Origin of the sequence: Streptomyces niger, assembly GCF_000718305.1 — a bacterium.
Taxonomy (GTDB): Bacteria; Actinomycetota; Actinomycetes; order Streptomycetales; family Streptomycetaceae; genus Streptomyces; species Streptomyces niger.
In genome coordinates, this window is the sequence record NZ_JOFQ01000001.1 from 211585 (window position 1) to 235516 (window position 23932).

General features: G+C 71.2%; 23 protein-coding genes. 6 read left to right on the top strand and 17 right to left on the bottom strand.

Annotated features, from left to right (window positions below):
• Positions 1 to 5: 5 nt before the first annotated feature.
• From IF20_RS00950 to IF20_RS00960, 3 genes are read right to left on the bottom strand one after another with little or no spacing between them, the layout of a single operon-like run.
• Complete coding sequence (locus IF20_RS00950) at positions 6 to 911, bottom strand: ABC transporter permease (protein WP_052862955.1); 906 nt, start codon at positions 909 to 911, stop codon at positions 6 to 8.
• A complete protein-coding gene (locus IF20_RS00955) occupies positions 908 to 1858 on the bottom strand; it encodes an ABC transporter permease (RefSeq protein WP_052862956.1) in 951 nt (316 codons plus the stop codon). The genes IF20_RS00950 and IF20_RS00955 overlap by 4 nt, the downstream gene beginning before the upstream one ends.
• Complete coding sequence (locus tag IF20_RS00960) at positions 1843 to 3663, bottom strand: peptide ABC transporter substrate-binding protein (RefSeq protein WP_052862957.1); 1821 nt, start codon at positions 3661 to 3663, stop codon at positions 1843 to 1845. The genes IF20_RS00955 and IF20_RS00960 overlap by 16 nt, the downstream gene beginning before the upstream one ends.
• 170 nt (positions 3664 to 3833) lie before the next feature.
• On the opposite strand from IF20_RS00960, the gene IF20_RS00965 reads away from it, so the two are divergent.
• Both IF20_RS00965 and IF20_RS00970 read left to right on the top strand, forming a co-directional pair.
• Complete coding sequence (locus IF20_RS00965) at positions 3834 to 4982, top strand: ROK family transcriptional regulator (RefSeq protein ID WP_052862958.1); 1149 nt, start codon at positions 3834 to 3836, stop codon at positions 4980 to 4982.
• 89 nt (positions 4983 to 5071) lie between these two features.
• Positions 5072 to 6598: a M81 family metallopeptidase gene (locus IF20_RS00970; RefSeq protein ID WP_052862959.1), complete on the top strand. Its 1527-nt coding sequence runs from the start codon at positions 5072 to 5074 to the stop codon at positions 6596 to 6598.
• Between the two features lie 46 nt (positions 6599 to 6644).
• Here the strand turns inward: IF20_RS00970 and IF20_RS00975 are convergent, their stop codons facing one another.
• The 7 genes from IF20_RS00975 to IF20_RS01005 all read right to left on the bottom strand — a co-directional run bounded on the left by IF20_RS00975 (position 6645) and on the right by IF20_RS01005 (position 12057).
• Positions 6645 to 7142, bottom strand: a complete 498-nt coding sequence (locus IF20_RS00975) for a DUF6328 family protein (protein ID WP_052862960.1) — start codon at positions 7140 to 7142, stop codon at positions 6645 to 6647.
• Between the two features lie 18 nt (positions 7143 to 7160).
• On the bottom strand, positions 7161 to 7376 hold the full coding sequence (locus IF20_RS38870; protein WP_052862961.1) for a hypothetical protein: 216 nt from the start codon (positions 7374 to 7376) through the stop codon (positions 7161 to 7163).
• Positions 7377 to 7543: 167 nt separating this feature from the next.
• Positions 7544 to 8170 (bottom strand): YigZ family protein, encoded by a 627-nt coding sequence (locus tag IF20_RS00985; RefSeq protein ID WP_052862962.1) that lies wholly within the window; start codon positions 8168 to 8170, stop codon positions 7544 to 7546.
• A 9-nt stretch (positions 8171 to 8179) separates the two neighbouring features.
• The gene (locus IF20_RS00990; RefSeq protein ID WP_234426440.1) at positions 8180 to 8968 is read right to left on the bottom strand and encodes a ferritin-like domain-containing protein; all 789 of its coding nucleotides are present in this window, start codon (positions 8966 to 8968) and stop codon (positions 8180 to 8182) included.
• A 110-nt stretch (positions 8969 to 9078) separates the two neighbouring features.
• On the bottom strand, positions 9079 to 10365 hold the full coding sequence (locus IF20_RS00995) for a cytochrome P450 family protein (RefSeq protein ID WP_052862963.1): 1287 nt from the start codon (positions 10363 to 10365) through the stop codon (positions 9079 to 9081).
• Positions 10366 to 10399: 34 nt separating this feature from the next.
• Complete coding sequence (locus IF20_RS01000; RefSeq protein ID WP_234426441.1) at positions 10400 to 11122, bottom strand: TetR/AcrR family transcriptional regulator; 723 nt, start codon at positions 11120 to 11122, stop codon at positions 10400 to 10402.
• Between the two features lie 155 nt (positions 11123 to 11277).
• Positions 11278 to 12057 (bottom strand): SDR family oxidoreductase, encoded by a 780-nt coding sequence (locus tag IF20_RS01005; protein ID WP_052862965.1) that lies wholly within the window; start codon positions 12055 to 12057, stop codon positions 11278 to 11280.
• Between the two features lie 107 nt (positions 12058 to 12164).
• Between IF20_RS01005 and IF20_RS01010 the strand changes: the two genes are divergently transcribed.
• A complete protein-coding gene (locus IF20_RS01010; protein ID WP_052862966.1) occupies positions 12165 to 12572 on the top strand; it encodes a CoA-binding protein in 408 nt (135 codons plus the stop codon).
• Positions 12573 to 12664: 92 nt separating this feature from the next.
• On the opposite strand, the gene IF20_RS01015 is transcribed toward IF20_RS01010, so the two are convergent.
• Positions 12665 to 13798, bottom strand: coding sequence for a methyltransferase domain-containing protein (locus IF20_RS01015; RefSeq protein WP_052862967.1), 1134 nt, complete (start codon positions 13796 to 13798; stop codon positions 12665 to 12667).
• Complete coding sequence (locus IF20_RS40405; RefSeq protein WP_267881114.1) at positions 13795 to 13929, bottom strand: hypothetical protein; 135 nt, start codon at positions 13927 to 13929, stop codon at positions 13795 to 13797. The genes IF20_RS01015 and IF20_RS40405 overlap by 4 nt, the downstream gene beginning before the upstream one ends.
• A 560-nt stretch (positions 13930 to 14489) precedes the next feature.
• Between IF20_RS40405 and IF20_RS01020 the strand changes: the two genes are divergently transcribed.
• Positions 14490 to 17075, top strand: a complete 2586-nt coding sequence (locus tag IF20_RS01020) for an MGH1-like glycoside hydrolase domain-containing protein (RefSeq protein ID WP_199896429.1) — start codon at positions 14490 to 14492, stop codon at positions 17073 to 17075.
• Positions 17076 to 17130: 55 nt separating this feature from the next.
• Positions 17131 to 19326: a glycoside hydrolase family 15 protein gene (locus tag IF20_RS01025; RefSeq protein ID WP_110943674.1), complete on the top strand. Its 2196-nt coding sequence runs from the start codon at positions 17131 to 17133 to the stop codon at positions 19324 to 19326.
• 152 nt (positions 19327 to 19478) lie between these two features.
• On the opposite strand, the gene IF20_RS38875 is transcribed toward IF20_RS01025, so the two are convergent.
• Entirely contained in the window at positions 19479 to 19727 is a 249-nt protein-coding gene (locus IF20_RS38875) for a hypothetical protein (protein ID WP_199896430.1), read from the bottom strand.
• Between the two features lie 18 nt (positions 19728 to 19745).
• A complete protein-coding gene (locus tag IF20_RS38880; RefSeq protein ID WP_199896431.1) occupies positions 19746 to 20093 on the bottom strand; it encodes a hypothetical protein in 348 nt (115 codons plus the stop codon).
• Positions 20094 to 20546: 453 nt separating this feature from the next.
• On the opposite strand from IF20_RS38880, the gene IF20_RS38885 reads away from it, so the two are divergent.
• Positions 20547 to 20720 carry a hypothetical protein gene (locus IF20_RS38885; RefSeq protein WP_199896432.1) on the top strand — a complete coding sequence of 58 codons (174 nt, stop codon included), beginning with the start codon at positions 20547 to 20549 and terminating at the stop codon, positions 20718 to 20720.
• Between the two features lie 179 nt (positions 20721 to 20899).
• Here the strand turns inward: IF20_RS38885 and narI are convergent, their stop codons facing one another.
• The 3 genes from narI to narH are packed head-to-tail and all read right to left on the bottom strand — an operon-like array spanning position 20900 to position 23888.
• Positions 20900 to 21634, bottom strand: a complete 735-nt coding sequence (gene narI / locus IF20_RS01030; RefSeq protein WP_052862969.1) for a respiratory nitrate reductase subunit gamma — start codon at positions 21632 to 21634, stop codon at positions 20900 to 20902.
• Positions 21631 to 22251 carry a nitrate reductase molybdenum cofactor assembly chaperone gene (narJ, locus tag IF20_RS01035; protein ID WP_052862970.1) on the bottom strand — a complete coding sequence of 207 codons (621 nt, stop codon included), beginning with the start codon at positions 22249 to 22251 and terminating at the stop codon, positions 21631 to 21633. Before narJ ends, narI begins: the two co-directional genes overlap by 4 nt.
• Entirely contained in the window at positions 22248 to 23888 is a 1641-nt protein-coding gene (gene narH, locus IF20_RS01040) for a nitrate reductase subunit beta (protein ID WP_052862971.1), read from the bottom strand. The genes narJ and narH overlap by 4 nt, the downstream gene beginning before the upstream one ends.
• Positions 23889 to 23932 lie beyond the last annotated feature (44 nt).

The window sequence follows — 23932 nt, forward strand, 5'->3', positions numbered from 1 at the left end:
GTTCCTCAGTCCTTCCGGAGTCGCACGTCGAAGGCGTCCCGCAGGCCGTCGCCGATGAAGTTGAAGGCGGCGACGACGAGGACGATGGCGATGCCCGGCGGGAAGATCAGCCACCAGTGGCCGACCTGGGTGTAGGTGATGCCGGCGGAGAGCATCGAGCCCCAGTCGGCGGCGGGCGGCGGGATCGACAGGCCCAGGAAGGACAGGTACGCGACGTAGAGGATGGCGTCGGCGATCTGGAAGGTGGCGTTGACGACGACGGTGCCGAGGGCGTTGGGGACGATGTGCCGGAAGACCGCTCGGCCGCCGCCCCCGCCCATCAGGCGCATGGCGTGCACGTAGTCGCGGCTGCGCAGGGCCAGCGCCTCGCCGCGGATCAGGCGGGCCGGGGAGAGCCAGGCGACGGAGGCGATGACGAGGATGAGGACGGGTTTGCTCGGGGTGACGATGGCGGCGACCACGACCAGCAGGAAGAGCGCGGGGATGGCGAGCGCGGCGTCGGTGATGCGCATCATCGCGGCGTCCAGCCAGCCGCCGAAGTAGCCGGCGACCGCTCCGTAGACGGTGCCGAAGAGGGTGGCGAGCAGCCCGGCCGCGAGCCCGACCTCCAGCGAGGTCCGGCCGCCGTACATCAGCCGGCCGAGCATGTCGTAGCCCAGGTCGGTGGTGCCGAGGAGGTGGCCGCCGGTGCCGGGCGCGAGGTTGGCCCGGGCGAGGTCGGTGTGCACCTGGTCGGTGGGGTGGAACAGCGGGCCGAGGAAGCAGAGGGCGAGGAGCCCGGCGAGGACGACGGTGCCGGCGAGCGCGAGCTTGTTGCGGGCGAAGACGGCGGCGGTGCGGCGGGCGAGGGAGGGCGTGGCGGTGGCCGCGCCGGTCCCGCCGCCGGGTACGGGAAGTTCGGCGGCGGTCATGCGACGCTCCTGATGCGCGGGTCGAGCACGGCGTACGCGATGTCGGTGAGCAGCGAGCCGAGGACGGTCGCGACGCCGACGACGAGGGTGACGCCCAGCAGGATCGGGAAGTCGCTGCCCTGTGCGGCGCTCCAGAACAGCAGGCCCATGCCGGGGTAGTTGAACATGGACTCGACGACGAGGGTGCCGCTGAAGAGGGTCGGGAGGTAGAGCCCGAGGAGCGTGGCGAGCGGGATGAGGGCGTTGCGCAGCACGTGCCGGACCATGATGCGGGCGCCGGACTGGCCCTTGGCGCGTGCGGTGCGTACGTACTCCTCGCCGAGGTTGTCCAGGACGGCGGAGCGCATGTAGCGGCTGAACGCGGCGACGATGCCGAGCGCCGTGGTCACGACGGGCAGGACGAGCGCGCGTGGCTCGGCGAGGATGCCGCTCACGGTGTCCGCCTGCGGGGCCTGCGCGGGGAAGAGGGGGATCTGCTGGCTGAAGAGGAGGACGAGGACCAGGCCGAGGAAGAAGACAGGGGTGGCGTAGGCGAGGAAGGCGGCGCCGGTGAGGACGTGGTCGGCGGCCTTGCCGCGGCGCACGGCCTGCAGGATGCCGAGCGGTACGGCGAGGACGGCCGCGAGCGCGATCGCCAGGCCCGCGAGGAGTGCGGTGCGGGGCAGCCGCTCGGCGAGCAGCGAGGCGACGGACTGGTTGAGCTTGTAGGACTCGCCGAGGTCGCCGCTGAACAGCCGGCCGAGGTACAGCGCGTACTGCTCGGGCAGCGAACGGTCGTAGCCCTGTTGGTGGTTGAAGTGCGCCACGGCCTGCGGGGTGGCCTGGACGCCGAGGATGGCGCGGGCCGGTCCGCCGGGCAGCATGTGCAGCAGGACGAAGACGATGACGGAGACGAGGAGGAGGACGACGGCGGCCTGCGCGAGCCGCTTGATCAGGAAGCGGGCCAATTCTCCCGACCCCCCTTCCGCACGAAGTACCAGTCCTGGGGAGCCAGGGTGAGGGTCGGGTTCTGGTCGATGCCGCGCAGGTCGTTGCGGATGACGGAGACCTGGTAGGCGGGGTTGGGCGTCCAGAGCACCGGTAGTTGTGCGGCGACGCGGTGCCCGTAGTCGCGCAGGGCGCCGGGGTCGTCGGAGAACTCCGTCGCCTTGATCAGCCAGTCCGTCTCCGGGTCGGACCAGTTGCCCATGTTGGAGGGGGCGCCGGTGGCGAAGAGCTGCTCACCGCTGGGGTTCACCGGGAAGTACCAGCTGCCCTGGGTGCCGAAGAAGCCCACCTGCCAGGCCGAGCAGACGGGCTCGGTGCTCTTGCAGGGGACGGTGGTGCCGAGGACGGTGTTGAGCGTCTGCTGCCGGATGTCGAGGGCGACGCCCGCCCTGCCGAAGGAGGACTTGATCTCCTGCATGGTGTTGGAGGTCTCGGTGGAGCCGGACTGCGTGAGCAGTTCGAGCCGCAGCTCCTGGCCGCGCGCGATGTCCTTGCCGCACTCCCCCGGGCCGGTTCCGGCGCGCGCGCACCGCAGGACTCCGTCCCGGTCACCCGCCGGCGCCCGCCAGCCGTGCCGTGCGAGGAGCCGCTTCGCCGCCGCCGGGTCGTAGGGGTAGGGGTCGCGGTCGAGCAGGCTGGCGGGTACGGGGCCGAGGGTCGGGTCGGCGCTGCCGTGCCAGATGACGCGGGAGATGGATTCCTGGTCGATGAGGTGTTGGAGGGCCTGGCGGAGGTAGCCCTGACGGAGCATCGGGCCGGCAACGGGGTGGTGGAAGTTGAGGACGAGGTAGGTGATCGCCCAGCCTTCCCAGGGGTCGATCCGGTAGCCCAACTCCTCGAACGTGTCGGACCGTTCCATCACGGACGGTGGGATGTAGCCGTAGTCGACGCCGCCCGCGCGCAACACATTGAACTCCGACTCGGACGTGGTGAACGGCTTGAGGACGACGCGGTCGAGGTGCGGCTTGTCGGGGCCCCGGTACTTCTTGTTGGGGACCAGGGTGACCTGCCCGGAGGTGTTCCACTTCGCGAGGGTCCAGGGGCCGTCGACGGTCTTCCACAGGGGGTCGGTGGCGAACTGCGACAGCCGCTCGGCGTGTTGCACCAGCCGCGCGAACACGGCCTTCGGGCTCTCGTCGTGGGGGTTCCAGGCGTGTGCGGGCAGTGCGGTGAAGTTCTGCAGCTCGTTGGCGGTGAACCAGGCGGGGTTGTACGCGCGGGAGAGCCGCAGCCGGAAGGTGCGCTCGCCGATGACGTCGAACCGCTCGACGTCGTCGGGCAGCAGGCCGGGTGAGTAGCCGGCCCACTCCTTCTTGTTGTGCTTGATGAGGTCGAACCAGAACGCGACGTCGCGGGCGGTGACGGGCTCGCCGTCGGACCACTCGTACCCGGGTTTGAGGGTGATGGTCACGGTCTTGTTGCCGTCGCTGTACCGGGGCTGCCGGGCGAGGTTGCGCGGGCTGTCCATGGTGAGCGCGTCGCCCTTGGGCTCGGGCGTGTAGAGCGGCAGGAACAGCAGGTTCTGGATGGCGCTGTTGTAGGAGGCGAGGTAGCCGGGGGCGGCGATCGGGAAGATCCAGTTGGGGGTGGCGGCGGGCGGCAGCGCCATCACGGCGGTACCGCCCTCGACTCTCGTACCGCCGGTGGCGCCGACGTCGGTCACCTTGCCGGTCTTCACGGCGCAGCCCGCGAGCACGGCGAGGGCGAGCAGGGCCGCGCCGACGGCCGTCAGTGGGGTGCGTATGCGGGTGGAACGCGACCCCATGCTGCCTCCGTTGTGGTCGACCGGCCGAAGATAGCGAGCAAAGTACGGACGGCCACCAAAAGAAGTCAAGGGTCTGGCGAGAACCCTCGTAACTCCTGTCTACTGTCGGGGAATCAGCAACCCCACTTCCTTCGGGCATCGAAGGAAGTGACGATCCGAAAGGCGCCATCATGACCGCCGCCGAGGAGCAGCCCGGATCCGCCGCGCACGTCCTCGAACTCGTCGCGAACGGCTCCGCCGCCTCCCGCGCCGACCTCGTACGGGAGCTGGGGCTCGCCGCCTCGACCGTCTCGGCCCGCGTCCAGGAGCTGGTCGACGCGGGCCTGTTGGCCGAGGACGGCGAGGGTGCCTCCCGCGGCGGCCGTCGCCCGCGCAGGCTGCGCGTCCCGGCGAGCGGTGCCGTCGCGCTCGCCGCCGACCTGGGCAGCCACCACATCCGCACCGGCGCGGTGGGCCTGACCGGCGCGGCCTTCGACGTCGAGGAACGGGCGCACGACCTGACGGCCGGGCCGGAGCCCGCCGTCGAGGCGATCGTGGGACGCCTTGCGGATCTCGCGGAGCGACAACGGGCGGCCGGCCGGCCGGTACGCGGCGTGGGCATCGGCTTCCCCGGCCCCGTCGACCCGGCCACCGGGCGGATCGTCGCGCCGGCCCGGATGCCCGGCTGGCATCTGTACGAACTGCGTGCCACGCTCGCCGACCGCCTCGGCCTCCCCGTCGTCGTCGACAACGACGCCAACGCCCTCGCACTGGGGGAACACCGCGCGGCGCACGCCTCGTTGCGCCACCTCGTCGTGGTCAAGGCGGGCCGCGGCATCGGCTCCGGCGTCGTCAGCCACGGCCGGATCTACCGGGGTGCCCGCGGCTCCGCCGGGGACATCAGCCACGTCCGGGTGGACGCGGCCGACGGGCGGCCCTGTTCCTGCGGCAACGTCGGCTGTCTGGAGACCGTCGCCAGCGGTGCCGCGATCGCCGCCGCGTTGCGTGCCGACGGCATCGCGGCGGACTCGGCCGCCGACATCCTGCGGCTGGTCGAGCACTGCGAGCCGCGCGCGACGACGCTGGTCCGGCAGGCCGGCCGGCACATCGGCGCGGTGCTCTCCGTCGTGGTGAACTTCTTCAACCCCGAGGCGGTGGTGCTCGGCGGCGCGCTCTCCGGGGCCGAACCGCTGGTCGCGGCGGTACGCGGCGTCCTGTACGAGCGCTGCCTGCCGATGGCGACCAGCGAACTGACCATCACGGCGGCCTCGGGTGGCCCGGACGCCGGCCTCACCGGAGCCGGTCTGGCGGCCCTGCAGTCCGCCGCGCCCGCCCCCTGACCACTCCCCCGTTCCCCGCTCCCCCGGCCGCCCTCATCCTCCATCCTCCGCCCTCCGCCCTCCGCCCTCCGCACGGAAAGCGAGTCAGCATGCTCACCCCGACCGGCCGCCGCCTGCGCATCGGCATCGGCGGTATGGCCATCGAGTCCAGCCAGTTCTGCCCGCACCGCACCGCGTACGAGGACTTCCGCGTCACCCGCGACGGCGAACTGCTGGACCGCTACGACTGGACGCAGCCCGAGAGCGACCTGGCGGACCTGGTGGAGTGGGTGCCACTCGTGCACGCCGTCTCGCTGCCCGGCGGCCCGGTCGAGCGGGCCACGTACGACCGCATCAAGACCGAGCTGACGGAGCGCATCGAGGAGGCGGGGCCGCTCGACGGCCTGGTCTACGACATCCACGGCGCGATGAGCGTCGTCGGGCTGGACGACGCCGAGGCCGACCTGACCACCGCCGTCCGCGCGGCCCTCGGCCCGGACGCGCTGATCTCCGCCGCGATGGACCTGCACGGCAACGTCTCGCGCGCCTTCGCCGAACCGCTCGACCTGCTCACCGCGCACCGGCTGGCCCCGCACGAGGACGCATGGGAGACCCGCGAGCGCGCGGCACGCAAGCTCGTCGAGCGACTGGCGGCCGGCCTCGGCCGCCCGCACCGGGCCTGGGTGCAGGTCCCCGTGCTGCTGCCCGGCGAGAAGACCAGCACCCGGCTGGAGCCCGCGAAGTCCCTGTACGGGCGGCTGGCTGCCGTGGAGGCGCTGGACGGTGTGGTCGACGCGGCGGTGTGGGTGGGTTACGCGTGGGCCGACGAGCCGCGCTGCCGGGCCGCGGTCGTGGTCGCGGCGGACGCCCCGGAGCTCGCCCGCGACCAGGCCCGTTCGCTCGCCCGGCACTACTGGGACGTGCGCCGGGACTTCGGCTTCGTCGGGCCGACCGACGACGCCGACGGCTGCGTCCGGCGCGCCGTGGCCGCCACGGCACGCCCGTTCCTGATCAGCGATTCCGGGGACAACCCGACGGCGGGCGGGGCCGGCGACCTCGCGTACATGCTCGGCCGGCTGCTCGCGAACGAGGATCTCGCCGGCGGCCGGGTCACCGCGCTGCACCCGGGGATCACCGACCCGGAGGCGGTCGCCGCGTGCTTCGCCGCGGGCGCGGGTGCGGAGGTGACGCTGTCGGTGGGCGGCCGCTTCAGTGCGGGCACCGGCCCGCACGCCGCGCCGTACGCACTGACCGGCACGGTCACCGCGCTGGAGGGCCCGGCCGAGGCCCCGGAGGGGGCCCTGCGGGGCAATCCGGCGTACGCGCAAGGCGGTCGCCGGGCGGCCGTCACCCGTGGCGGGGTCACCGTCGTACTGACCGAGCGGCGCACGCCGTTCCACACCCGCGCCGACTTCGGCACGCTGGATCCGACGGCGTACGACCTGGTCGTGGTCAAGATCGGCTACCTGGAGCCCTATCTGCACGACATCGCGGCGGACTGGCTGCTCGCCCTCACCCCGGGCGGCGTCGATCAGGACCTGCTCCGGCTGGGCCACCACCGCGTCGAGCGACCGCTCTACCCCTTCGACGACGAGGGCTTCGAGGAGCCGGACCTGACGCCGGTGTTGCTGTCCTGAGACGGCTGTCCGGTGGCGGCCGGTGCGCCGCGGGCCGGTTCGTCGTTCACGGCTCGCGCGTGCCGTGGTGCCGGGCCGCACTGTGGCGCGCGTACATCGGGAGCACGAACCAGCAGAGGACGAACCACATCAGCATGCCGCCGACCAACCACAGCGCGCCGGAGCCGTGCACCGCGACGCGCAGGATGAGCAGCATGGCCGACACCATCGTGCACAGCAGGAGCACCAGTCCGAGCACGGTGAGCCGGGAGGCCCAGGTGACGGTCTCCGGCTTGAGCCGGCGCCCCGTCACGAGGCGGTGCAGCGAGACCGGGGCGACCAGGGCGCCGGTCGTCGCCGCACCCAGGGCGACGGTGACGACGTAGATGTCGCGGCCGAGGTCGTCGAGCTCGTCGAAGCCGGGCTGGAAGACGACGGTGAGGAGGAAGCCGAACAGGATCTGCACGCCGGTCTGGGCCACGCGCACCTCTTGCAGCAGCTCTCCCCACCGCCGGTCCGCGCGTTCCTCGGCCGTCTCGTGTCTGCCGCGCGCCAGATCGCTCATCGTCCCCTCACCAGTGGGTCAGTCCGGCGGCTCCACTGCCGGAGTGCCGGGCGGGCCGTCCGGCTGCTCTTCCGGAGGCGCGTCGGGACCGCCGGGGCCGGGCGTGGCGGGCCCCGGTTCCTCGGGCGCCTTCCCGGGCGTCTCCGGGTCACGTGGCGTCGGCCCCGGGTCGTCGGGAGCGGAACCGGGCGGGTGCCCGTAGCCGCCGGAGTTCGGTGCAGCGGTGCTGGTCATCGCACCTCCTCACGCATCGGGGTGGGCCGGTGAGCGGCGTCCTGCGCGCGCCTCACCGCCATAACCGTGGTAACAGTCGGTAACCGAGGCGGACGAAGAAGATCGCTCGCCCCGTCTGTGTCCGGTTACCCCGCACCACGGGGCTCAATCAGGCCGACGCCGTACGGCTAGCCCGCGCCGTACGCCTCGCCGCCCAGCTCCAGGGTGGCCGTGCCGGCGGTGGTGTCGGCGAGCCAGGCCCGGAAGGCCGGCAGCTCGCTCTCCGGGAGGCCGATCTCGATGCTGACGGCCTCGGCGTACCGGACGTCGCGGACGTCCCGCCCGGTGGCCCGCAGGTCGTTCTCGACCTTGCCGGCCCGCTGGTGGTCGACGGTGACGGTGGCCAGCCGGAAGCGGCGGCGGGTGACGGTGCCCAGCGTGTCGAGGGCCTCCCCGACCGCGCCGCCGTAGGCCCGGATCAGTCCGCCGGCGCCGAGCTTGATGCCGCCGAAGTAGCGGGTGACGACGGCGACGACGTACCGCATCTCGCGCCGGACCAGCATCTGCAGCATGGGGACGCCCGCCGTGCCGCCCGGCTCGCCGTCGTCGCTGGCCTTCTGGACGGAGCCGTCGGCCCCGAGGACGTACGCGAAGCAGTGGTGCCGGGCGGTCGGGTGCTCCTTGCGGATGCGCGCGATGAACTCCTGGGCCTCGGCCTCGGTCGCCACCGGCGCGAGCGCGCAGATGAAGCGAGACTTGTTGATCTCGATCTCGTGGACGCCCTCGGCGGCGACGGTGCGGTACTGCTCCTGCATCACGCCAGCCTAATCGGCGGCCGGCCCGCGCCTCGCGGCGGTGCCGGAGACCCTGGGCGGCCGGCCGGTGGGCGGCACGGGTGGCGGGCCGCTCGGGCCGAGCACCGCGGCCACGACCGGGCCGGTCCCCGCCATCGCCTCGCCGATGAAGCGGGCCCGGCGTACGCCCAGCCGGCGCAGTGCTGCCCCGTGGTCCAGCGCGACGAAGCCTGTCGCCCCCAGCATGAGCAGGCGCCAGCCCGCCATCGTCAGCACCCGCGGCGGGCGCCCGGGCAGCGCGTCGAGGGAGGCGCGCAGCCGGCGGCAGTGGAACGGGATGTGCCGCCGCTCGTCGGCCAGTATCCGGCCCGCGACCTCGGAGACCAGGGGGTCGGCGGCGCCGTCCCGCACCACCCGGTAGTACGCCACGGCCACCAGCTCGGCGACCATCAGGACCAGCAGTTCCGTGCGGAGCCCGAGCAGCCTCCGCAGCTTCACGAAGGCCCGGTCGCTCCAGCACGTCGCGAGGGTCGGCCGGCCCCCGGCGGCCAGCAGCCGGGCGAGCAGCCGCGCGTGGTTCTGTTCCTCGGCGACGAACAGCCGTACCGCGGCGGCGTAGTCGGCGTCCCCGGCCGCATCGGCCTTGCCGATCAGGTTCGCGCCGTCGCCGTCCTCGCCCACCTGGAACTTCTGCAGGCTGCGCCAGACGGCCTCCGGTGCCCGCGCGCCCCGCGCCCAGTCGGGGTCGCCGACGCGCTGCCGCCGCTCCGCCTCGGCCGTGAAGTGCCGCGTCCATGCGGCGAATTGGTCGGTCACCATCTGCCGGTCGCCCCCGTTCCCCGTACCCGGTGCATCAGGCGTCACAGTAGTGCCCGACGTACCGGCTGAGCAGGAATCCGGTACGGGCGGTCGGCGTGCTCGGCGGATGGTTACAGGCGCACGGGCAGGGCGATCAGCCGCCAGCTGCCCGGTACCGCCGCGCGCCGGAGGTCGGCCGGGTCGACGGCGAGGGACAGCCCGGGGTGGCGCGCGAACAGCCGGCCGAAGGCGACCTCGCCCTCCTGCCGGGCCAGCGAGGCGCCCAGGCAGTAGTGCATGCCGTGGCCGAAGCCGACGTGGTTCTCGGCCTTCCCCGCCGGGTGGCGGGTCAGGTCGAGCCGGTCGGGGTCGTCGTAGTGGCGGGGGTCGCGGTTGGCGGCGACCAGCAGCAGCTGCACGGCCTCGCCCCTGCGGATGGGGGTCCCGCCGATCTCGGTGTCCTCGGCGGCGAACCGCAGCTGGGTCATGTGCACCGGGCCGGCCCAGCGCATGAGCTCGTGCACGGCGGACGGGAGCAGTGCCGGGTCGTTTCGCAGCAGGGCCAGCTGGTCGGGGTGGGTGAGCAGGGCGGCGGTGCCGTTGGTGATGAGGTGCGCCGTCGTCTCGTGTCCGGCCAGCACCAGGGTGAGGATCATGGTGACCAGTTCGACGTCGCTGAGCCGGCCGCCGTCGTCGTCGTGCGCCCGGATCAGCTCGCTCAGCAGGTCGTCGGTGAGCGCGGAGCGCCGTTCGTCCACCAGCGCGTGGATGTGCTCGATCATGGCGGGGAAGGTCCTGGCCAGCCGCTCCGGCTCCATCGTGACGAGGTCCGCGCCCCAGGCCCGCCACTGCGGGCGGTCCTCCTCGGCGATGCCGACCAGCTCGCAGATGACCGTGATCGGCAGCGGGTAGGCGAAGTGCGGGAGCAGGTCGACGACGCCGTCCTCCGCGTGTTCCGGGAGCCGGGCGAGCAGGTCGTCGGCTATCTCCTCGACCCGCGGCCGCAGGTCGTTGATCTTGCGGGCGGTGAAGGCCCGGGAGACCAGGCGGCGGAGCCGGGTGTGGTCGGGGGCGTCGTTGTTGAGGATGGAGCCGCGCATGTAGACGTGGAAGTGCTCCGGCATGCCCAGCATGTCCAGCCACCGGGTCAGCGGGTCCTCGCGCGAGCCCTCCGCGGTCACCGCCGCCGGGTTGTTCACGAAGCGCTGGTCCCGGAGGACTTCGCGGACCTCGTCGAAGCGGGTCACGAACCACACGGGCGAGTCGTCCACGAACCGGCCGCGGACGACGGGCCCCTGTTCGCGCAGCGCACCGTAGCCGCCGAAGGGGTCGGCGAGGAGGGCCGGGTCGGCGACGTTCGGCTCGCCAGGGTGCTTGCCTATGTAGGCGGTGAGCGGGCTGGCAGGTGCTTCGGTCATGGTGCGTTCTCCTCCAGGTCGTGGGGGCGGGACGTCACTCGCGCAGTTGCCGGTGCATCTCCCGCTCGCTGAGTTCCGCCAGGCGCTCGAAGGCGGGGATGATGTCCGGCGCGGCGGCGGCCGCGGCCTCGCGGGTGCGAGCTGCGGCCGGGCCGGTGCCCGGGTCGGGGTCGGCCGAGGTCTCCAGCGCGCCCCGTACCGTACGGGCGAGAACGGTGGACCGCTCCTCCGCGCTCTGCGGGGCGCGATCGTGGAGCAGGGCTTCGGAGAGGAAGAAGCCGGAGGCCGTGGCCAGCAGGGCGTACTGCTGCTGCTCGACCGTCATGTCCGCGCGTACCAGCCCGTGTGCGCGCAGCACTTCGAGGTAGTGCCGGACCACCTCGTTGCTGTACGCGCTGAGTTCGGCGAGCTCCTTCTTGGCGATGTCGGTGAAGCGGCCGAGGATGTCGGCGTCGTCGTGGTACAGGGCGCGCAGTACGGGGTCGGCGAGGAAGTCCAGATACGCGCCGCTCATCATCCGGCTCGGCAGGACCGCCAGCGGGTCGGTGCGCATGCGGGCCAGCTGGGAACGGTGGCTGCGGAGTTTGGACCGCAGGACGACGGCCAGGAAGAGCGCGTCCTTGGTCTTCCAGTGCAGGTAGACCGTGCCCTTGCCGACCCGGGCACGGCGGGCGATCTCGTCGATGGTGACGCGTCGGTACCCCCACGCGACCAGCAGCTCCCCCGCCGCCTCCAGAATCCGCTCGCCACGCTCCACCCGCTCCGCCCTCCGGCTCCCTTGATCCGGCCGACCTTCTGACTCCGTGACCAGATTCGAAATCTGGTCACGAAGTCAACGTAGGACGGCCGAGGGCGGCCCATAAGACGGTTTTCGGCCAGGGGCGGCCGAGGCGCTACAGGGGGCGGACTGTCTCAGTGCTCCTGGGCGGTGGGCCGCACCGTGAGCTCGTTGACGGCCATGTGCGCCGGCTGCGTCACCATGAAGCCGACGCACCGCGCGATGTCCTCCGCCACCAGCCAGTCCTCCCGCGGCAACCCGCGGGCCGAGGACGCCTGACTGCCGGCGGTCATCTCCGTCACCACCACCCCCGGCTCGACCAGCCCGACCCGCACGCCGCGCCCGGTCACCTCCTGCCGCAGCGCTTCGCTGAAGCTGCACACCGCGTGCTTGCTCGCCGAGTAGACGCTGTTGTTCTTGCGCGGCACCCGGCCGGCGGCCGAGCTGATGTTGACCAGGTCGGCAACGCCGCGCGGGCCGTCCGCCGCCGCGCGCAGCAGGTGCGGCAGCGCGGCGTGCGACATCCGCAGCAACGCCTTCACGTTCAGGTCGAGCATGCGGTCCCAGTCCTCGGGGTCGCTGTCCTCGAACGGGCTGCGCGCCCCGTAACCGGCGTTGTTCACCAGCACGTCGAGCCGGCCGAAGTGGTCGACGGTCTCGGCGACCACGCGGGCGGACTGCGACGCGTCGCCGAGGTCGGCGGCGAGGGAGAGCGGTTCCGGGCCGCCCGCCTTCCCGATCCGCGCGGTGAGGTCCGCCAGCCGTTCGGCCCGGCGGGCGACCAGCGCGACGGCGCACCCCTCCTGCGCGAGCGCCAGCGCCGTCGCGGCCCCGATCCCGCTGGAGGCACCGGTCACCAGTGCCACACTGCCGCTCAGGGCCTGCTGTCCGTTGTCACGATCTGCGGTGTCCATGAGGGGCACTGTGCCCCGAGCGACGGCCCGGCACACGGGGACGCGCCACGTCGGCGCCGGTCGGGGCATACCGTGGGGAGCAGGACCCATCACAGGAGGCTGAATCGATGTACGGCGACCCGGCGACCATCCGCAAGATCCTGACGGAGCTCGGCGACACCTGGGCCGTCGTGGGCCTGTCCTCGAACCAGGGCCGTGCGGCGTACGGCGTCGCGAACGTGCTGCAGCGGTTCGGCAAGCGCATCGTCCCCGTGCACCCCAAGGCCGAGACGGTGCACGGGGAGCAGGGCTACCCCTCCCTCGACGCGATCCCCTTCGAGGTCGACGTCGTCGATGTGTTCGTGAACAGCGCGCTGGCGGGCCAGGTCGCCGACGAGGCCGTGGCCATCGGCGCCAAGGCGGTCTGGTTCCAGCTCGGCGTCATCGACGAGGCGGCGTACGAGCGGACCCGCGCCGCCGGACTGGAGATGGTCATGGACCGCTGCCCGGCGATCGAGATTCCCCGACTGGGCTGACAGCTGTTCGCGGCTTCTGCCTGGCGCCACCCCGCCGACCCGCGCCGACGCGCTGGGCCGACCCGCGCGCCATGGGCGTTCTCGCGCCGCTGTCACCGGCCGGTGACGTTGTGGAGCTCCTTCGAGGGGATCACCTGTGCCGGGGTGTCCCACCACAGATGCTGGCCGTGCGCAGTGACTGTCAGGCCGAAGCATGGGGTGTCCGGCCGGCCGCGGGTCGCGTACTCCGCCTCGACCGCTGCGATCTCCGCCCACAGGTCCCGCGGCCCGTACACCGTCACCGTCCCGCCGCCGGCCACGGCCGCCGAGCCGTCCTCGGCCTGTAGCCACACGGTCCGGACGTCCTGGTGGAAGCCGTGGGTCATCCGTACGCCCGGCAGCCGGGCGCTGCCGTACAGGGCGAAGCCCAGCGGGTGGAGCCGCTCCGGGGCCAGGCCGGTGTCCCGGCGCCGCGCCGTGGTGGCGTCGGGCGGCCCCAGCTTCTCCAGCCGGTGGGAGCGCATCGGCATGTACGTGGCACCGTGGAAGAACCGGCCGGAGAGGTCTCCGCTCTCCTGGCGGGCCAGGCGGACCGTGGCACCGCCGTAGAAGACATCGGTCATCGGGGTGACCAGGACGCCATCCGGCGCGAGCTGGCCGGTCAGCGACGGCGGTACCCGGCGCAGCGCGCAGGTGGACAGGATCCGGTCGTACGGAGCGTGAGCGGACAGGCCCGACTCCCCGTCGGCAACCGCCGTCGTCGGGTGCAGCCCCTCCGCGGCCAGGTTGGCTCGCGCCTGCGCGGCGAGCACGCCGTCGATCTCGACCGTGAAGACATTCTCCTCGCCCACCCGCCGGCACAGCAGCGCGGACACGTATCCCGTGGCCGTGCCGATCTCCAAGACGCGATGCCCGGGCCGTACGTCCAGAGCCCTGAGCTGCCGGGCGACCATCGAGGGCATGGAGTTGGAGGACGTGGCGATGCCAGGTCCGCCCCCCTCCCCGTTGTCCCCGTTGTCCAGCTGCGTGACCACCGGCTCATCGGAGTAGATCAGGTCCATCCGCTCCTGACCGGTGACCAGCTCGCAGGAGCGCCGCAACTGCCGCCAGGCCGGGTCCGGGACGAAGCGGTGCCGCGGTGTCTGCTCCCAGATCTCGCGCCACTCCGCGGAGAGCAGACCGCCCTTGGCCAGTTCCCTGACGAGCGCGGCCTGTTCCGGATGGACCGATGAAGGGTGAGTGGTCACGTGGTGAGTTCCTGGGGGCGGCTGCCATCGGGGCTGGGTTCTTCATCGGGCACCGGCCAGGGCTGGTCATCCGGCGGACCACCGTGCTTGCCGCCGTCGGCTGCGGTCACGACCATGCGGAGATCGCGCATGACGTCCTCCTCTGCGGATCCGGTACGTCGCTGCTCGCGACGTTAAGGCAGCCGGCCGTAGGCAGGCAGGGCGCACGGGGGCAGGCCACCCGAAAGCGCGGTCCTGCGCCCGGCATCCGGGGCAGGACCGCGGCTTCACGTGGAGCGCGCGGCCGATGAACTGTCCCGAAATGAGAGCGCTGCAAGCGCAGTCTCCGCGGGGGCGGAGCACCACTTGGTACCGATATGCCCTCATTGTTCGCGAGATTCTCTCGGAATTATGAGTTCACTTTCCGTTGACGCGGTCACGGGCAACACCTAGTTTGCAAGCGCTGCAAAAAGCGGCAACAGCGACCTGGGGCTGCGATGTTGAGATCCAACCATCGCCTTGTATTCGCTGTTCAGAGCCCACGTACGGGTTAGCTGAACACAGCGTGACCTCGCCCTTCCGGGGCACGCGCGTGGCCAGGTACGGGACGCCATGCGCTGCGCAGAGAATTTTGATCTTGAACTCATGAACTCTGTGGGACGCCGCTTGCTTTCAAGTGGTGTCTCTTGGCGGCTCTTGCCGAGGAGAAACGTTGACGAGACCAGTGGTCAAGGCCGTTCTGACGGCGTCCATCGCCACAGCCCTGGCGGCCACCATGCCGTCCGCGCCGGCCGTGCCGGCCCAGGCAGCCACCGGCACCGCGGTTGCCGGCGACGCACGGTGCGCCGTCCCCGAGAAGCCGGGACGCTTCAAGGACGGCACCGGTTCGGCCACCGTGTCGGTCACCGACGTCGACGCGGACTGCCTGCGCACGTACAAGCTGGTCAGCTCCGTCGCCGGCGAGCGGGTCATCAAGGAGGCACCGGGCAAGCCGACGCTGCGATCCGGGTCCGTGCTGCTGGACGGCCTGTACGCGATGGCTCATGACGACGCGGAGCTGAACAGGACCGACCGGCTGACCGACGGCTCGTACAACGACGGCAAGCCGATCGACTGTCCGGGCGGCTGCTACCAGACCGGCAAGCTCTGGACGTACGTCTGGACGCGGGACGTGGCGTACTCCGCCGACCTCGGCCTGACCACGGCAGACCCCGAACGGATGCGCAACACGCTCGCGTTCAAGCTGAGCGAGCGGCGCGACGGGTCCGGGGACACCCAGATCATCCAGGACACCGGCACCGGCGGCAGCTACCCCAGCTCCACCGACCGGGTCGTGTGGGCGCTCGGCGCGAGCGAGATCATCAACTGGCTCCCCGACGGCAGGCGGCAGGCGTTCGCGGACAAGGCGTACGAGGCGATACGCAACACCATCGAGCACGACCGCAAGGTCGTCTTCGACCGCGGCGACGGCCTCTACCTCGGCGAGCACTCCTTCCTGGACTGGCGCGAGCAGAGTTACGCGGACTGGACCAAGGACGATGTGGCCACCATCGCCACCTCGCGCTCGCTGTCCACGAACGTCACCCATTGGGCAGCCATCGACGCGGCCGCCCGTCTCGCTGCCGACGCGGGTGACAAGAGCGCAGCTGCCAAGTACCGGGGCTGGGCCGACGACTTGATGCAGGCTGTCCGGGAGAAGTTCTGGCTGCCCGAGAAGGGCCAGTTCTCCCAAATGCTCAGCACCGAGAAGGACACCTCTCCGGTCAACCGTTACGACGCCCTGGGCACCTCGCTGGCCGTGCTCACCGGCGTCGCCACACCGGAGCAGGCCAAGCAGGCCGTTGCGAACTACCCGCAGACTCCCTACGGCCCGTCGGTGCTCTGGCCGCAACAGCAGGACGTGCCCTCGTACCACAACAACGCGGTGTGGCCGTTCGTGACCGCCTACATGATGCGGGCCGCCGCCAAGACCGGCAACGATGCCGTGGCCACGCAGCAGGCCCGCTCCCTGATCCGCGGCGGAGCGCTGTTCGCCACCAACAAGGAGAACATCAACATCCTGGACGGCAGCACCAAGACGGCCCTCAACTCCGACCGTCAGCTGTGGAGCGTCGCCGGCATGATGTCGATGGTCCAGCAGAGCATCTTCGGTATCGATGCCCGTGAGGACGGCCTGCACATCGATCCGTTCCTGCCCGCCCAACTGCGCGAAACCTACTTCCCCGGCGGCGAGCGGGCGGTGCTGAACGACCTCGACTACCGGGGCCACAAGCTGAACGTCGCGCTCGACATCCCGGCGGGCAAGGCCGGTGAGGGCGCATACCAGGTGGAGTCGCTGACCCTCGACGGCAAGAAGATGCCGGCCGGTACGCCGATCACCGAGAAGATGCTCGGCGACGGCGAGTCGGGCGAGTCCACCGTGGTCGTCAAGCTCGCCGAGCCCGCGGCCGGCTCGGGGCAGAAGGCGCCGAAGCCGGTGGACCTCTCCTCCAAGGAAGCCCTCTACGGGCCCACCACTCCGGACATCAGGAACGTCACCGTCAAGGACGGCCGGACGCAACTGTCCCTCGACATCGGCGACGAGGACCCCGCCAAGGTCACCATGGACGTCCTCCGCGACGGCAAGGTGATCGCCGAGAACGTGGCGGTCGGTGCCGGTGAGCAGACGTGGACCGACAGGACCGCGCGGCCGGACGAAGTCTCGCACTGCTACAGCGTCCGCCTGACCTACACCTCCAGCGGGAACACCTCCCAGCACGCCGAGCCCGAGTGCTACTGGGGACCGGACGATGACCGCGTGCTCAAGGTCACCGGCGAGGACTTCGAAGCGACCGGCGGCAAGAAGACCACCGGCGACAACGGCGTGTACTACGCCGACTGGGGCACCGATCCGGGCGACAAGCTCGCCGCCCGCATCACTCCGAAGGCCACCGGCGAGTACCTGCTGCAGGCCGATGCCGCGGTCGGCGGGCCGATCAACACCGGGGTCTCCAGCGGCATGAAGATGCTGCGTGTCCACGACGACGCCACCGGCGAACTCGTCACCGAACGCGTCATCGCCATGCCCAACACGGGCAGTTGGACGACGGTGCGGGGCTCGACCTTCGCCAAGGCCGAGCTCACCAAAGGCAAGACCTACCGCATCGAACTCGTCCAGGACCCGCTCGCGGTCAACATGAGCTACTTCCAGCACAACGCGCTCTACAAGGACACCCGCGAGGGCCCCTCCAACTACAGCGACGTGTACGCCATCAAGGCACTGCTGAAGCGCGCGACCACAGCGGGCTCGAAGCGGTGAGCGAGCCCGCACCGGCCCTCCACGAGCCTTCATCCCGCTCCTCGAAGGAGAACGAGTGACCCGCACACGGAAGCTGACAGCAGCCATCGGGGCCGCCCTCGCCCTGACGGTGGGATCGTCGCTGACGCCGCAGTGGACACCGGCGACGGCGGCCGAATCCGATGAGGCCCCCGGCGCGCCCGGGGCCGCCCCGTCGACGGCCCGTCCGCCCGCGGACAAGACCGGTTTCGGTACGAGTTACGGAACGTCCGGCAAGACGTGGTTCACCCTTCAGGGCGGACGCCTGGGAGAGGTGTACTACCCGACCCTGGACATGCCCAACGTGCGCGAGCTCGGCTTCGTGATCACGGACGGGAAGGGCTTCGCCGTCCGTGCCGACGAGGCATCCCGCAAGGTCACCCGGCTCTCCGATCCGCAGAGCCCGACCTACCGGACCGTGGCCACGGACAAGGACGGCCGCTGGCGGCTGACGACCACCTACGTCACCGACCCCGACCGTTCCGCCGTCCAGGCCGATGTCGAGTTCGAGTCGCTGACCGGCCGTCCGTACCAGGTGTACGCGCTCTACGATCCGGCCCTGAGCAACTACGGTGCCGACGACTCCGGCCGTACGGAGGGCGGCGCTCTGGTCGCCTCCGACGACCGGACCGCCAGCGCACTGGTGGCCTCCACGGGCTTCACCGCCACCTCCAGCGGCTACCTGGGGGCCAGCGACGGCTGGACGGACCTGCTGCGGGACCGGCGGATGGACTGGACGTACGGCTCCGCGTCGAAGGGCAATGTCGTCCAGACCGGCCGGACCACGCTCACCGGACTCGGCGACCGCCGCCGCACCACCCTCGCCCTCGGCTTCGGCCCGGACGCCACCCGGGCGTTGAGGACGGCGAACACCTCGGCCGGCACCGGGTTCGAGCGCGTTTCGGCAGCCTATGCGGCCGGCTGGCACCGCTACTTGTCCGGGTTGCGCCGCCCGCCGGAGGCCCTGCGTACCGAGCGGGAACGGCAGGCGTACCGGGTGTCGGCGATGGTGCTGGCGGCGACCGAGGACAAGACCCACCGCGGCGCGTTCGTCGCCTCGCCCTCCATGCCGTGGTCGGGCAAGGAGGAACCGGACACCAGCGGCTACAACGCGGTCTGGGCGCGCGACCTGTACCAGGTGGGCACCGCCCTGATCGCCGTCGGGGACCGGGCGGGGGCCGAGCGGGCGCTGGACTTCCTCTTCGAGAAGCAGCAGAGGCAGGACGGCTCCTTCCCGCAGAAGTCCGCGACCGACGGCACGCCCATCTGGACGGGCATCCAGCTCGACCAGGTCGCCTTCCCGGTCCTCCTCGCCGACCAGCTCGGCCGTACCGACGCGAAGACCTGGTCGCATGTGAAGCGGGCCGCGGACTTCATCGTGGGCTATTCCAAGGACGGACACACCGCTCCCTGGTCGGAGCAGGAGCGGTGGGAGAACCAGAGCGGCTACTCGCCGGCCACCATCGCCAGTGAGATCGCCGGCCTGGTCACCGCCGCGAAAATCGCCGAAGCCAACGGCGACACCGACTCCGCGCAGCGGTATCTGGACACCGCCGACGCCTGGCAGCGCAAGGTCAAGGACTGGACGGTGACGCACAACGGCCCGTACTCCACCAAGCCGTACTTCCTGCAGCTGACCAAGGACGGCAATCCCGACGCCGGCACCACGTACGACGTGAGCAACGGCGGCCCCGCCGACGCCGATCAGCGCACCATCGTCGACCCCAGCTTCCTGGAACTCGTACGGCTGGGCGTGCTGCCGGCCGACGACCCGGACATCGTCCACAGCCTGAAGGTCGTCGACGAGCAGCTCGGCTTCGACACCCCGAACGGCCGCTTCTGGTACCGCGGTTCCTTCGACGGCTACGGCGAGACCGCCGACGGCAGCCCGTGGTTCATCTCCCAGCCGGGCGACGGCCGCACCCACGGCCGCGGCTGGCCACTCCTCAACGGTGAACGCGGCGAGTACGACCTGGTCGCCGACGACCCGGCCGGGGCGCGCGAACAGCTCGCCGCGATGGCACGTACCACGAACTCCGGCTATCTGATGGCCGAACAGGTCTGGGACGACAAGGCCCCCGCCGGCTTCACCCCCGGGACCGGCACCACCTCCGCGACGCCCCTGGCCTGGACGCACGCCCAGTACCTCCGGCTCGCCGTCAACCTCGCCGACGGCCACCTCACCGAGCAGCCGCCCCTCGTCGCCTGCCGCTACACCGACCGCTGCGACTGACTCACCGGAGACCTCGGGCGTTCGCTGTGGAGTGACGGGACAACGCGTGGTCCAGGGTGGTGCGTCGTCCCTCCGCCTGTCCGACGGGCAGGCGGAGGGACGACGTTGACCGTCCCGTTCCGTATCCGGACGCCGCCGGTCTGCTGAACCGGCTACTCGTTCGGCGCCCCGGCCGCCACCACGTTCTGAGTGGTGAGATCGACACGCAGCTCCCCGGAGCCGGCCTCCGGCTCGAACTCGGACTGCAGTATGTCCAGCTTTCCTTTGTCCAGCCCTTCATCCACCACCGCGAACACTTCTTCCCGTGTACACGGCCGGGTGGCACCACTCGTCGCGTCATACGTCTCGTGCACATGCACAACGCGACCGTTTTCCTTGTCGTAGACGAAGTACCTCGGCATTGGTTTCCTTTTCAAGCGTCATGGATTGGTGATGACAATGCCGCAACCCATGGCGTCAATGTCAGGTCCGAATGTGCGCATCCTGAAGGTGACAGTCCGGCCGAAGCGAACGATTGCTGAATCGTGGACGTTGCTGAAGGCACCGGATGCCCCCCAGTGGTCACCTCCGAAAACCTGAGTGTTCGTTCGATTTCCGTCGATAAAAGGTATGTCGATCACGACGGCGTTGTCCCGGTCGAATTGAATTCGCGGGTCGAGCATCGTGATCGAACCCCATGCCACGAATGTGGTGGCTGCCCCCAGGTCGATGGTGACGGACCTGCTGGCTGGTGAGTTCACGAACAGTTGCCTGGTCGCGGCCGCCATTCTTGCCTCCCCTGAGCTGTAGGGCCAGAAGGGCCCGAAGCTGATGGATTCCGTGTCGTCATGGGTTGGGCACGGTTCGGCGAACGTACATACGAACACCCTCCCCGGGCCATGCGACGGCTATCGGCGCTGCGGAATCGACGGCACACGCGTTCCCGGCAAGCCGAAAATCACCGTGCTGGAAGGCTGCTCCTCCCTCTCCGAAAAGTCAACGGCATCGAGTGAGGTATGAGCGACCCCGCCGAATACGGAATTAAATCTTCTGCCTGCCGCCTGTGAGGGAAGTGACGTGAATTACCAGTTATTCGTGGCACAGCACGGCATACCGCGTACGCCGCCGGCCGGGCGGGAGGCTCCGCCCATGTCGCCGCGCGCGAACTCATCTGTACGTCGCGACGGCGCCCTGCAATGGGTGATCGATGAGGCGGCCAGGGCGTCAGGGGCTACCGCAGCGTGACCCGCCAGCAGGAGGCCACCGCACCGGGCGCGCCGCGTGAGGTGGATCTCCCGTGGATGTGCCTCGTCGGCTACGTCGCCAACGATGCTGAACACGTGCGGGAGCCCCCGGCAACCGCGGCCACGAACGCATCGCGCTCGGCAGTCCTGACCGTCACCCGCAGCGCCTGACGCAGAAGCCCCGCCTCAGGCGTCCCGGTTGTCGGTTTCGATGTTCCGTGACTCTCCGACGGGCGGGTGGCCGCAGCTCCGTCGAAGACGGGTCATGCTCGCCGGCCGCTCCGCCGGGACATGGAACACCGCAAAGAGGGAAACTCCCTCGGGCCCGCAGGGGATGCCGGATGCCCCGGTCATCGAGATTCCCGCCCTGCGCCAGCGCGGCGCCCGGCCCTCCCGTCGGCGCGGACCACGCTCCGGGAGCGGTAGACGACGTACGGGCGGACGAGGTAGCCCAGGGGCGCGCTGAAGGCGTGGACGAGGCGGCTGAACGGCCACAGTGCGAACAGCGCCATCGCGAGTACGGCGTGCAGTTGGTAGATGACCGGGGCGTGCGCCATCGCGGGCACGTCCGGTTCGAGGAAGAACAGGCTGCGGAACCACACCGACACCCCGCGTCGGTAGTCGTAGGAGTCCGCCGCGGCCCCGCTGACGGTGGCGGCCAGGCCGGCCAGCAGGACGAGGGTGAGCAGGGGGTGGACGATGCGGTCGCTGCGGCTGGTGGCCTGGCGCACCGCGCGGACCCGCAGCCTGCGGAAGAGGAGGACGGCCAGTCCGGCCGTGGTGGCGATGCCGGCCGCGCCGCCGACCAGCAGGGCGTTGGCGTGGTAGAGCTCGTGGCTGACGTGCAGCCGGTCGGTGAGGCTCTCGGGAACGAGCAGGCCGGCGACGTGTCCGGCGGCGACGAAGAACAGGCCGTAGTGGAAGAGCGGCCCGCCGATGCCCAGCAGGCGGCTCTCGTGGAGCTGGCTGGAGCGGGTGGTGAAGCCGAAGCGGTCGTAGTGGTAGCGCCATGCGGTGCCGGCGATCAGGACGACGAGGACGAGGTAGGGGCAGACGCCCCACAGGGCGATGTTCAGGTGGGTCACCGGCGGGTTCCTTGGGTGACGTGGCCGTGCTGGGCGGGGAAGGGTTCCAGGCCGACGGTCTCGGCCGGCGGCCCGTTGCGGGCGATCCTGAGCGCTTCTTCGCGGCTGGCGGGAGACGGCCCGGGCAGGGTGCCGCAGACGGCCTCCAGGACGTCGGCGTACGGGCTGCGGTGGGCGATGAGCGCGTAGCGGAGCACCTCGATGGCGGGCCGGTGGGCGGCGAGCAGACGCAGGCCGGGCTCGGGGCTGCGCGCGGCGAATTCCAGCATCAGCGGCAGGAAGTCCGGCAGCTCGTCCTCCGGTGGCAGCCAGCCGTGGGCGCGGTAGTGGTCCTTGAGGCGGGCCAGGGAGGCGCCGCGGCGGCGGGTGTCGCCGTCGGTGTAGTAGGTCAGGTGGAGGGAGCGGCGGCGGCTGCGGTCGAAGGTGGCGACGTATTGCGTGGCCAGTGCGAGCGGTTCGGCGGACCGCAGCGTGCCGCAGCAGCGCGCGAGCAGTGCGCTCTCGGCGCCCCGGACGTGGCGTACGGCGTCGTGGACGGTTGCCAGGCGGTGCGGCCAGTCGTCGCCGGGGTAGCACAGCAGCAGGGAGGCGGCCTGGTGGACGACGGGTGCGGTCACTGTTCCTGCCCTCCGGCCCGCTTCGGGAAGAGGCCTGCGGGGCGGCCCTTGCCGTTCCAGTTGAGCAGGTTGACCCGGCCGGCCGTGGCGCTGCCGGCGGGGGTGGGTCCGGTGTCCGGCGGGGCGTGGAAGGAGTCGGGGTCGTAGCCGCCGGGCATCATGCCGGGCCCGCCCTCGGCTTCCAGGCTGCAGCCGCCGAGGTCCACGTCTCCGGGCGCCGGAGCCTGGTAGCTGGTGGGGATGACGTAGCGCTCGTCGTACTTGGCCAGCGCCAGCAGCCGGTACATCGCGGTCAGGGAGCGTTCGTCCATGCCGACGGCGCGGGCGATGCCGGGGTCCGGTTCCTCGCCGAGGTTGCTGCGCCGCATGTGGGCGCGCATGGCCGCCAGCCGGCACAGCGCGGCCTCGACGGGCGCGTGATCGCCGGCGGTGAAGAGTTCGGCGAGGTAGCCGAGCGGGATGCGCAGCGAGTCGATGGCGCCGAACAGGGCCGCCGGGTCCTCGCCGTCGTGGCCGGTGGTGGTGAGGGCGTCGACGATCGGTGAGAGGGGCGGGATGTACCAGACCATCGGGAGGGTGCGGTACTCCGGGTGCAGCGGCAGGGCCACCTTGTACCGGCTGATCAGGTCGCGTACCGGGGAGCGCCGGGCGGCCTCGATCCAGTCGTGCGGGATGCCGGACTCCTCCGCCGCGCGCACCACCTCGGGGTCCTCGGGATCGAGGAAGCAGCCCAACTGCGCCTCGTAGAGGTCCCGTTCATCGGCGACGGCCGCGGCGGCGCCCGCCTTCTCGGGGTCGTAGAGCATGACGCCGAGGTAGCGCAGCCGGCCCACGCAGGTCTCCGAGCAGACGGTCGGCTCGCCCGCCTCGATGCGGGGGTAGCAGAAGGTGCACTTCTCGGCCTTGCCGGTGCGGTGGTTGAAGTAGACCTTCTTGTACGGGCAGCCGGACACGCACATCCGCCAGCCGCGGCAACGGTCCTGGTCGACGAGGACGATGCCGTCCTCGATGCGCTTGTAGAGCGCCCCGGACGGGCAGACGGCGACACACGACGGGTTGAGGCAGTGCTCGCAGATCCGGGGCAGGTAAAACATGAACGCCTGCTCGTACTCCAGCCGCACGGTGTCGTTCATCTTGCGCAGGACCGGGTCGTCGGCGAGGTGCTCGGGGCCGCCGCCGAGGTCGTCGTCCCAGTTGGGCCCCCAGGTGATGTCGGTGGGCGCGCCGTCGACGAGGGAGCGGGGCGGCGCGGTCGGCAGGTCGTCGCCGAGCGGGGCGGTGGTGAGGTTCTCGTAGTCGTAGGTCCAGGGTTGGTAGTAGTCGTCGAGGGTCGGCAGTTCAGGGTTGGCGAAGAGGCGGGCCAGCCGGCGGGCGCGGCCGCCGGTGCGCGGGACCAGGCGCCCGTGTTTGAGCTTCCAGCCGCCCTGCCATTTCTCCTGGTCCTCGTAACCGCGGGGGTATCCCTGGCCGGGCCGGGTCTCGACGTTGTTGAACCAGACGTATTCGGTACCGGTGCGGTTGGTCCAGGTCTGTTTGCAGGTGACCGAGCAGGTGTGGCAGCCGATGCACTTGTCGAGGTTCATCACCATGGCCACCTGGGCCATGACGCGCTGGGGGGTGGCGTTGCCGCGGGGCATGTCAGGACTCCACGTCGAGGGGACGTCGTCGGTGGGGCGGGTCG

Excerpts from the sequence above, each read along its gene's own strand:
- IF20_RS00950 (WP_052862955.1), bottom strand. The coding sequence starts at position 911 with ATGACCGCCGCCGAACTTCCCGTACCCGGCGGCGGGACCGGCGCGGCC.
- IF20_RS00960 (WP_052862957.1), bottom strand. The coding sequence starts at position 3,663 with ATGGGGTCGCGTTCCACCCGCATACGCACCCCACTGACGGCCGTCGGC.
- IF20_RS00965 (WP_052862958.1), top strand. The coding sequence starts at position 3,834 with ATGACCGCCGCCGAGGAGCAGCCCGGATCCGCCGCGCACGTCCTCGAA.
- IF20_RS00970 (WP_052862959.1), top strand. The coding sequence starts at position 5,072 with ATGCTCACCCCGACCGGCCGCCGCCTGCGCATCGGCATCGGCGGTATG.
- IF20_RS00975 (WP_052862960.1), bottom strand. The coding sequence starts at position 7,142 with ATGAGCGATCTGGCGCGCGGCAGACACGAGACGGCCGAGGAACGCGCG.
- IF20_RS38870 (WP_052862961.1), bottom strand. The coding sequence starts at position 7,376 with ATGACCAGCACCGCTGCACCGAACTCCGGCGGCTACGGGCACCCGCCC.
- IF20_RS00985 (WP_052862962.1), bottom strand. The coding sequence starts at position 8,170 with ATGCAGGAGCAGTACCGCACCGTCGCCGCCGAGGGCGTCCACGAGATC.
- IF20_RS00990 (WP_234426440.1), bottom strand. The coding sequence starts at position 8,968 with ATGGTGACCGACCAATTCGCCGCATGGACGCGGCACTTCACGGCCGAG.
- IF20_RS00995 (WP_052862963.1), bottom strand. The coding sequence starts at position 10,365 with ATGACCGAAGCACCTGCCAGCCCGCTCACCGCCTACATAGGCAAGCAC.
- IF20_RS01005 (WP_052862965.1), bottom strand. The coding sequence starts at position 12,057 with ATGGACACCGCAGATCGTGACAACGGACAGCAGGCCCTGAGCGGCAGT.
- IF20_RS01010 (WP_052862966.1), top strand. The coding sequence starts at position 12,165 with ATGTACGGCGACCCGGCGACCATCCGCAAGATCCTGACGGAGCTCGGC.
- IF20_RS40405 (WP_267881114.1), bottom strand. The coding sequence starts at position 13,929 with ATGCGCGATCTCCGCATGGTCGTGACCGCAGCCGACGGCGGCAAGCAC.
- IF20_RS38875 (WP_199896430.1), bottom strand. The coding sequence starts at position 19,727 with ATGCCGAGGTACTTCGTCTACGACAAGGAAAACGGTCGCGTTGTGCAT.
- IF20_RS38880 (WP_199896431.1), bottom strand. The coding sequence starts at position 20,093 with ATGGCGGCCGCGACCAGGCAACTGTTCGTGAACTCACCAGCCAGCAGG.
- narH (WP_052862971.1), bottom strand. The coding sequence starts at position 23,888 with ATGCCCCGCGGCAACGCCACCCCCCAGCGCGTCATGGCCCAGGTGGCC.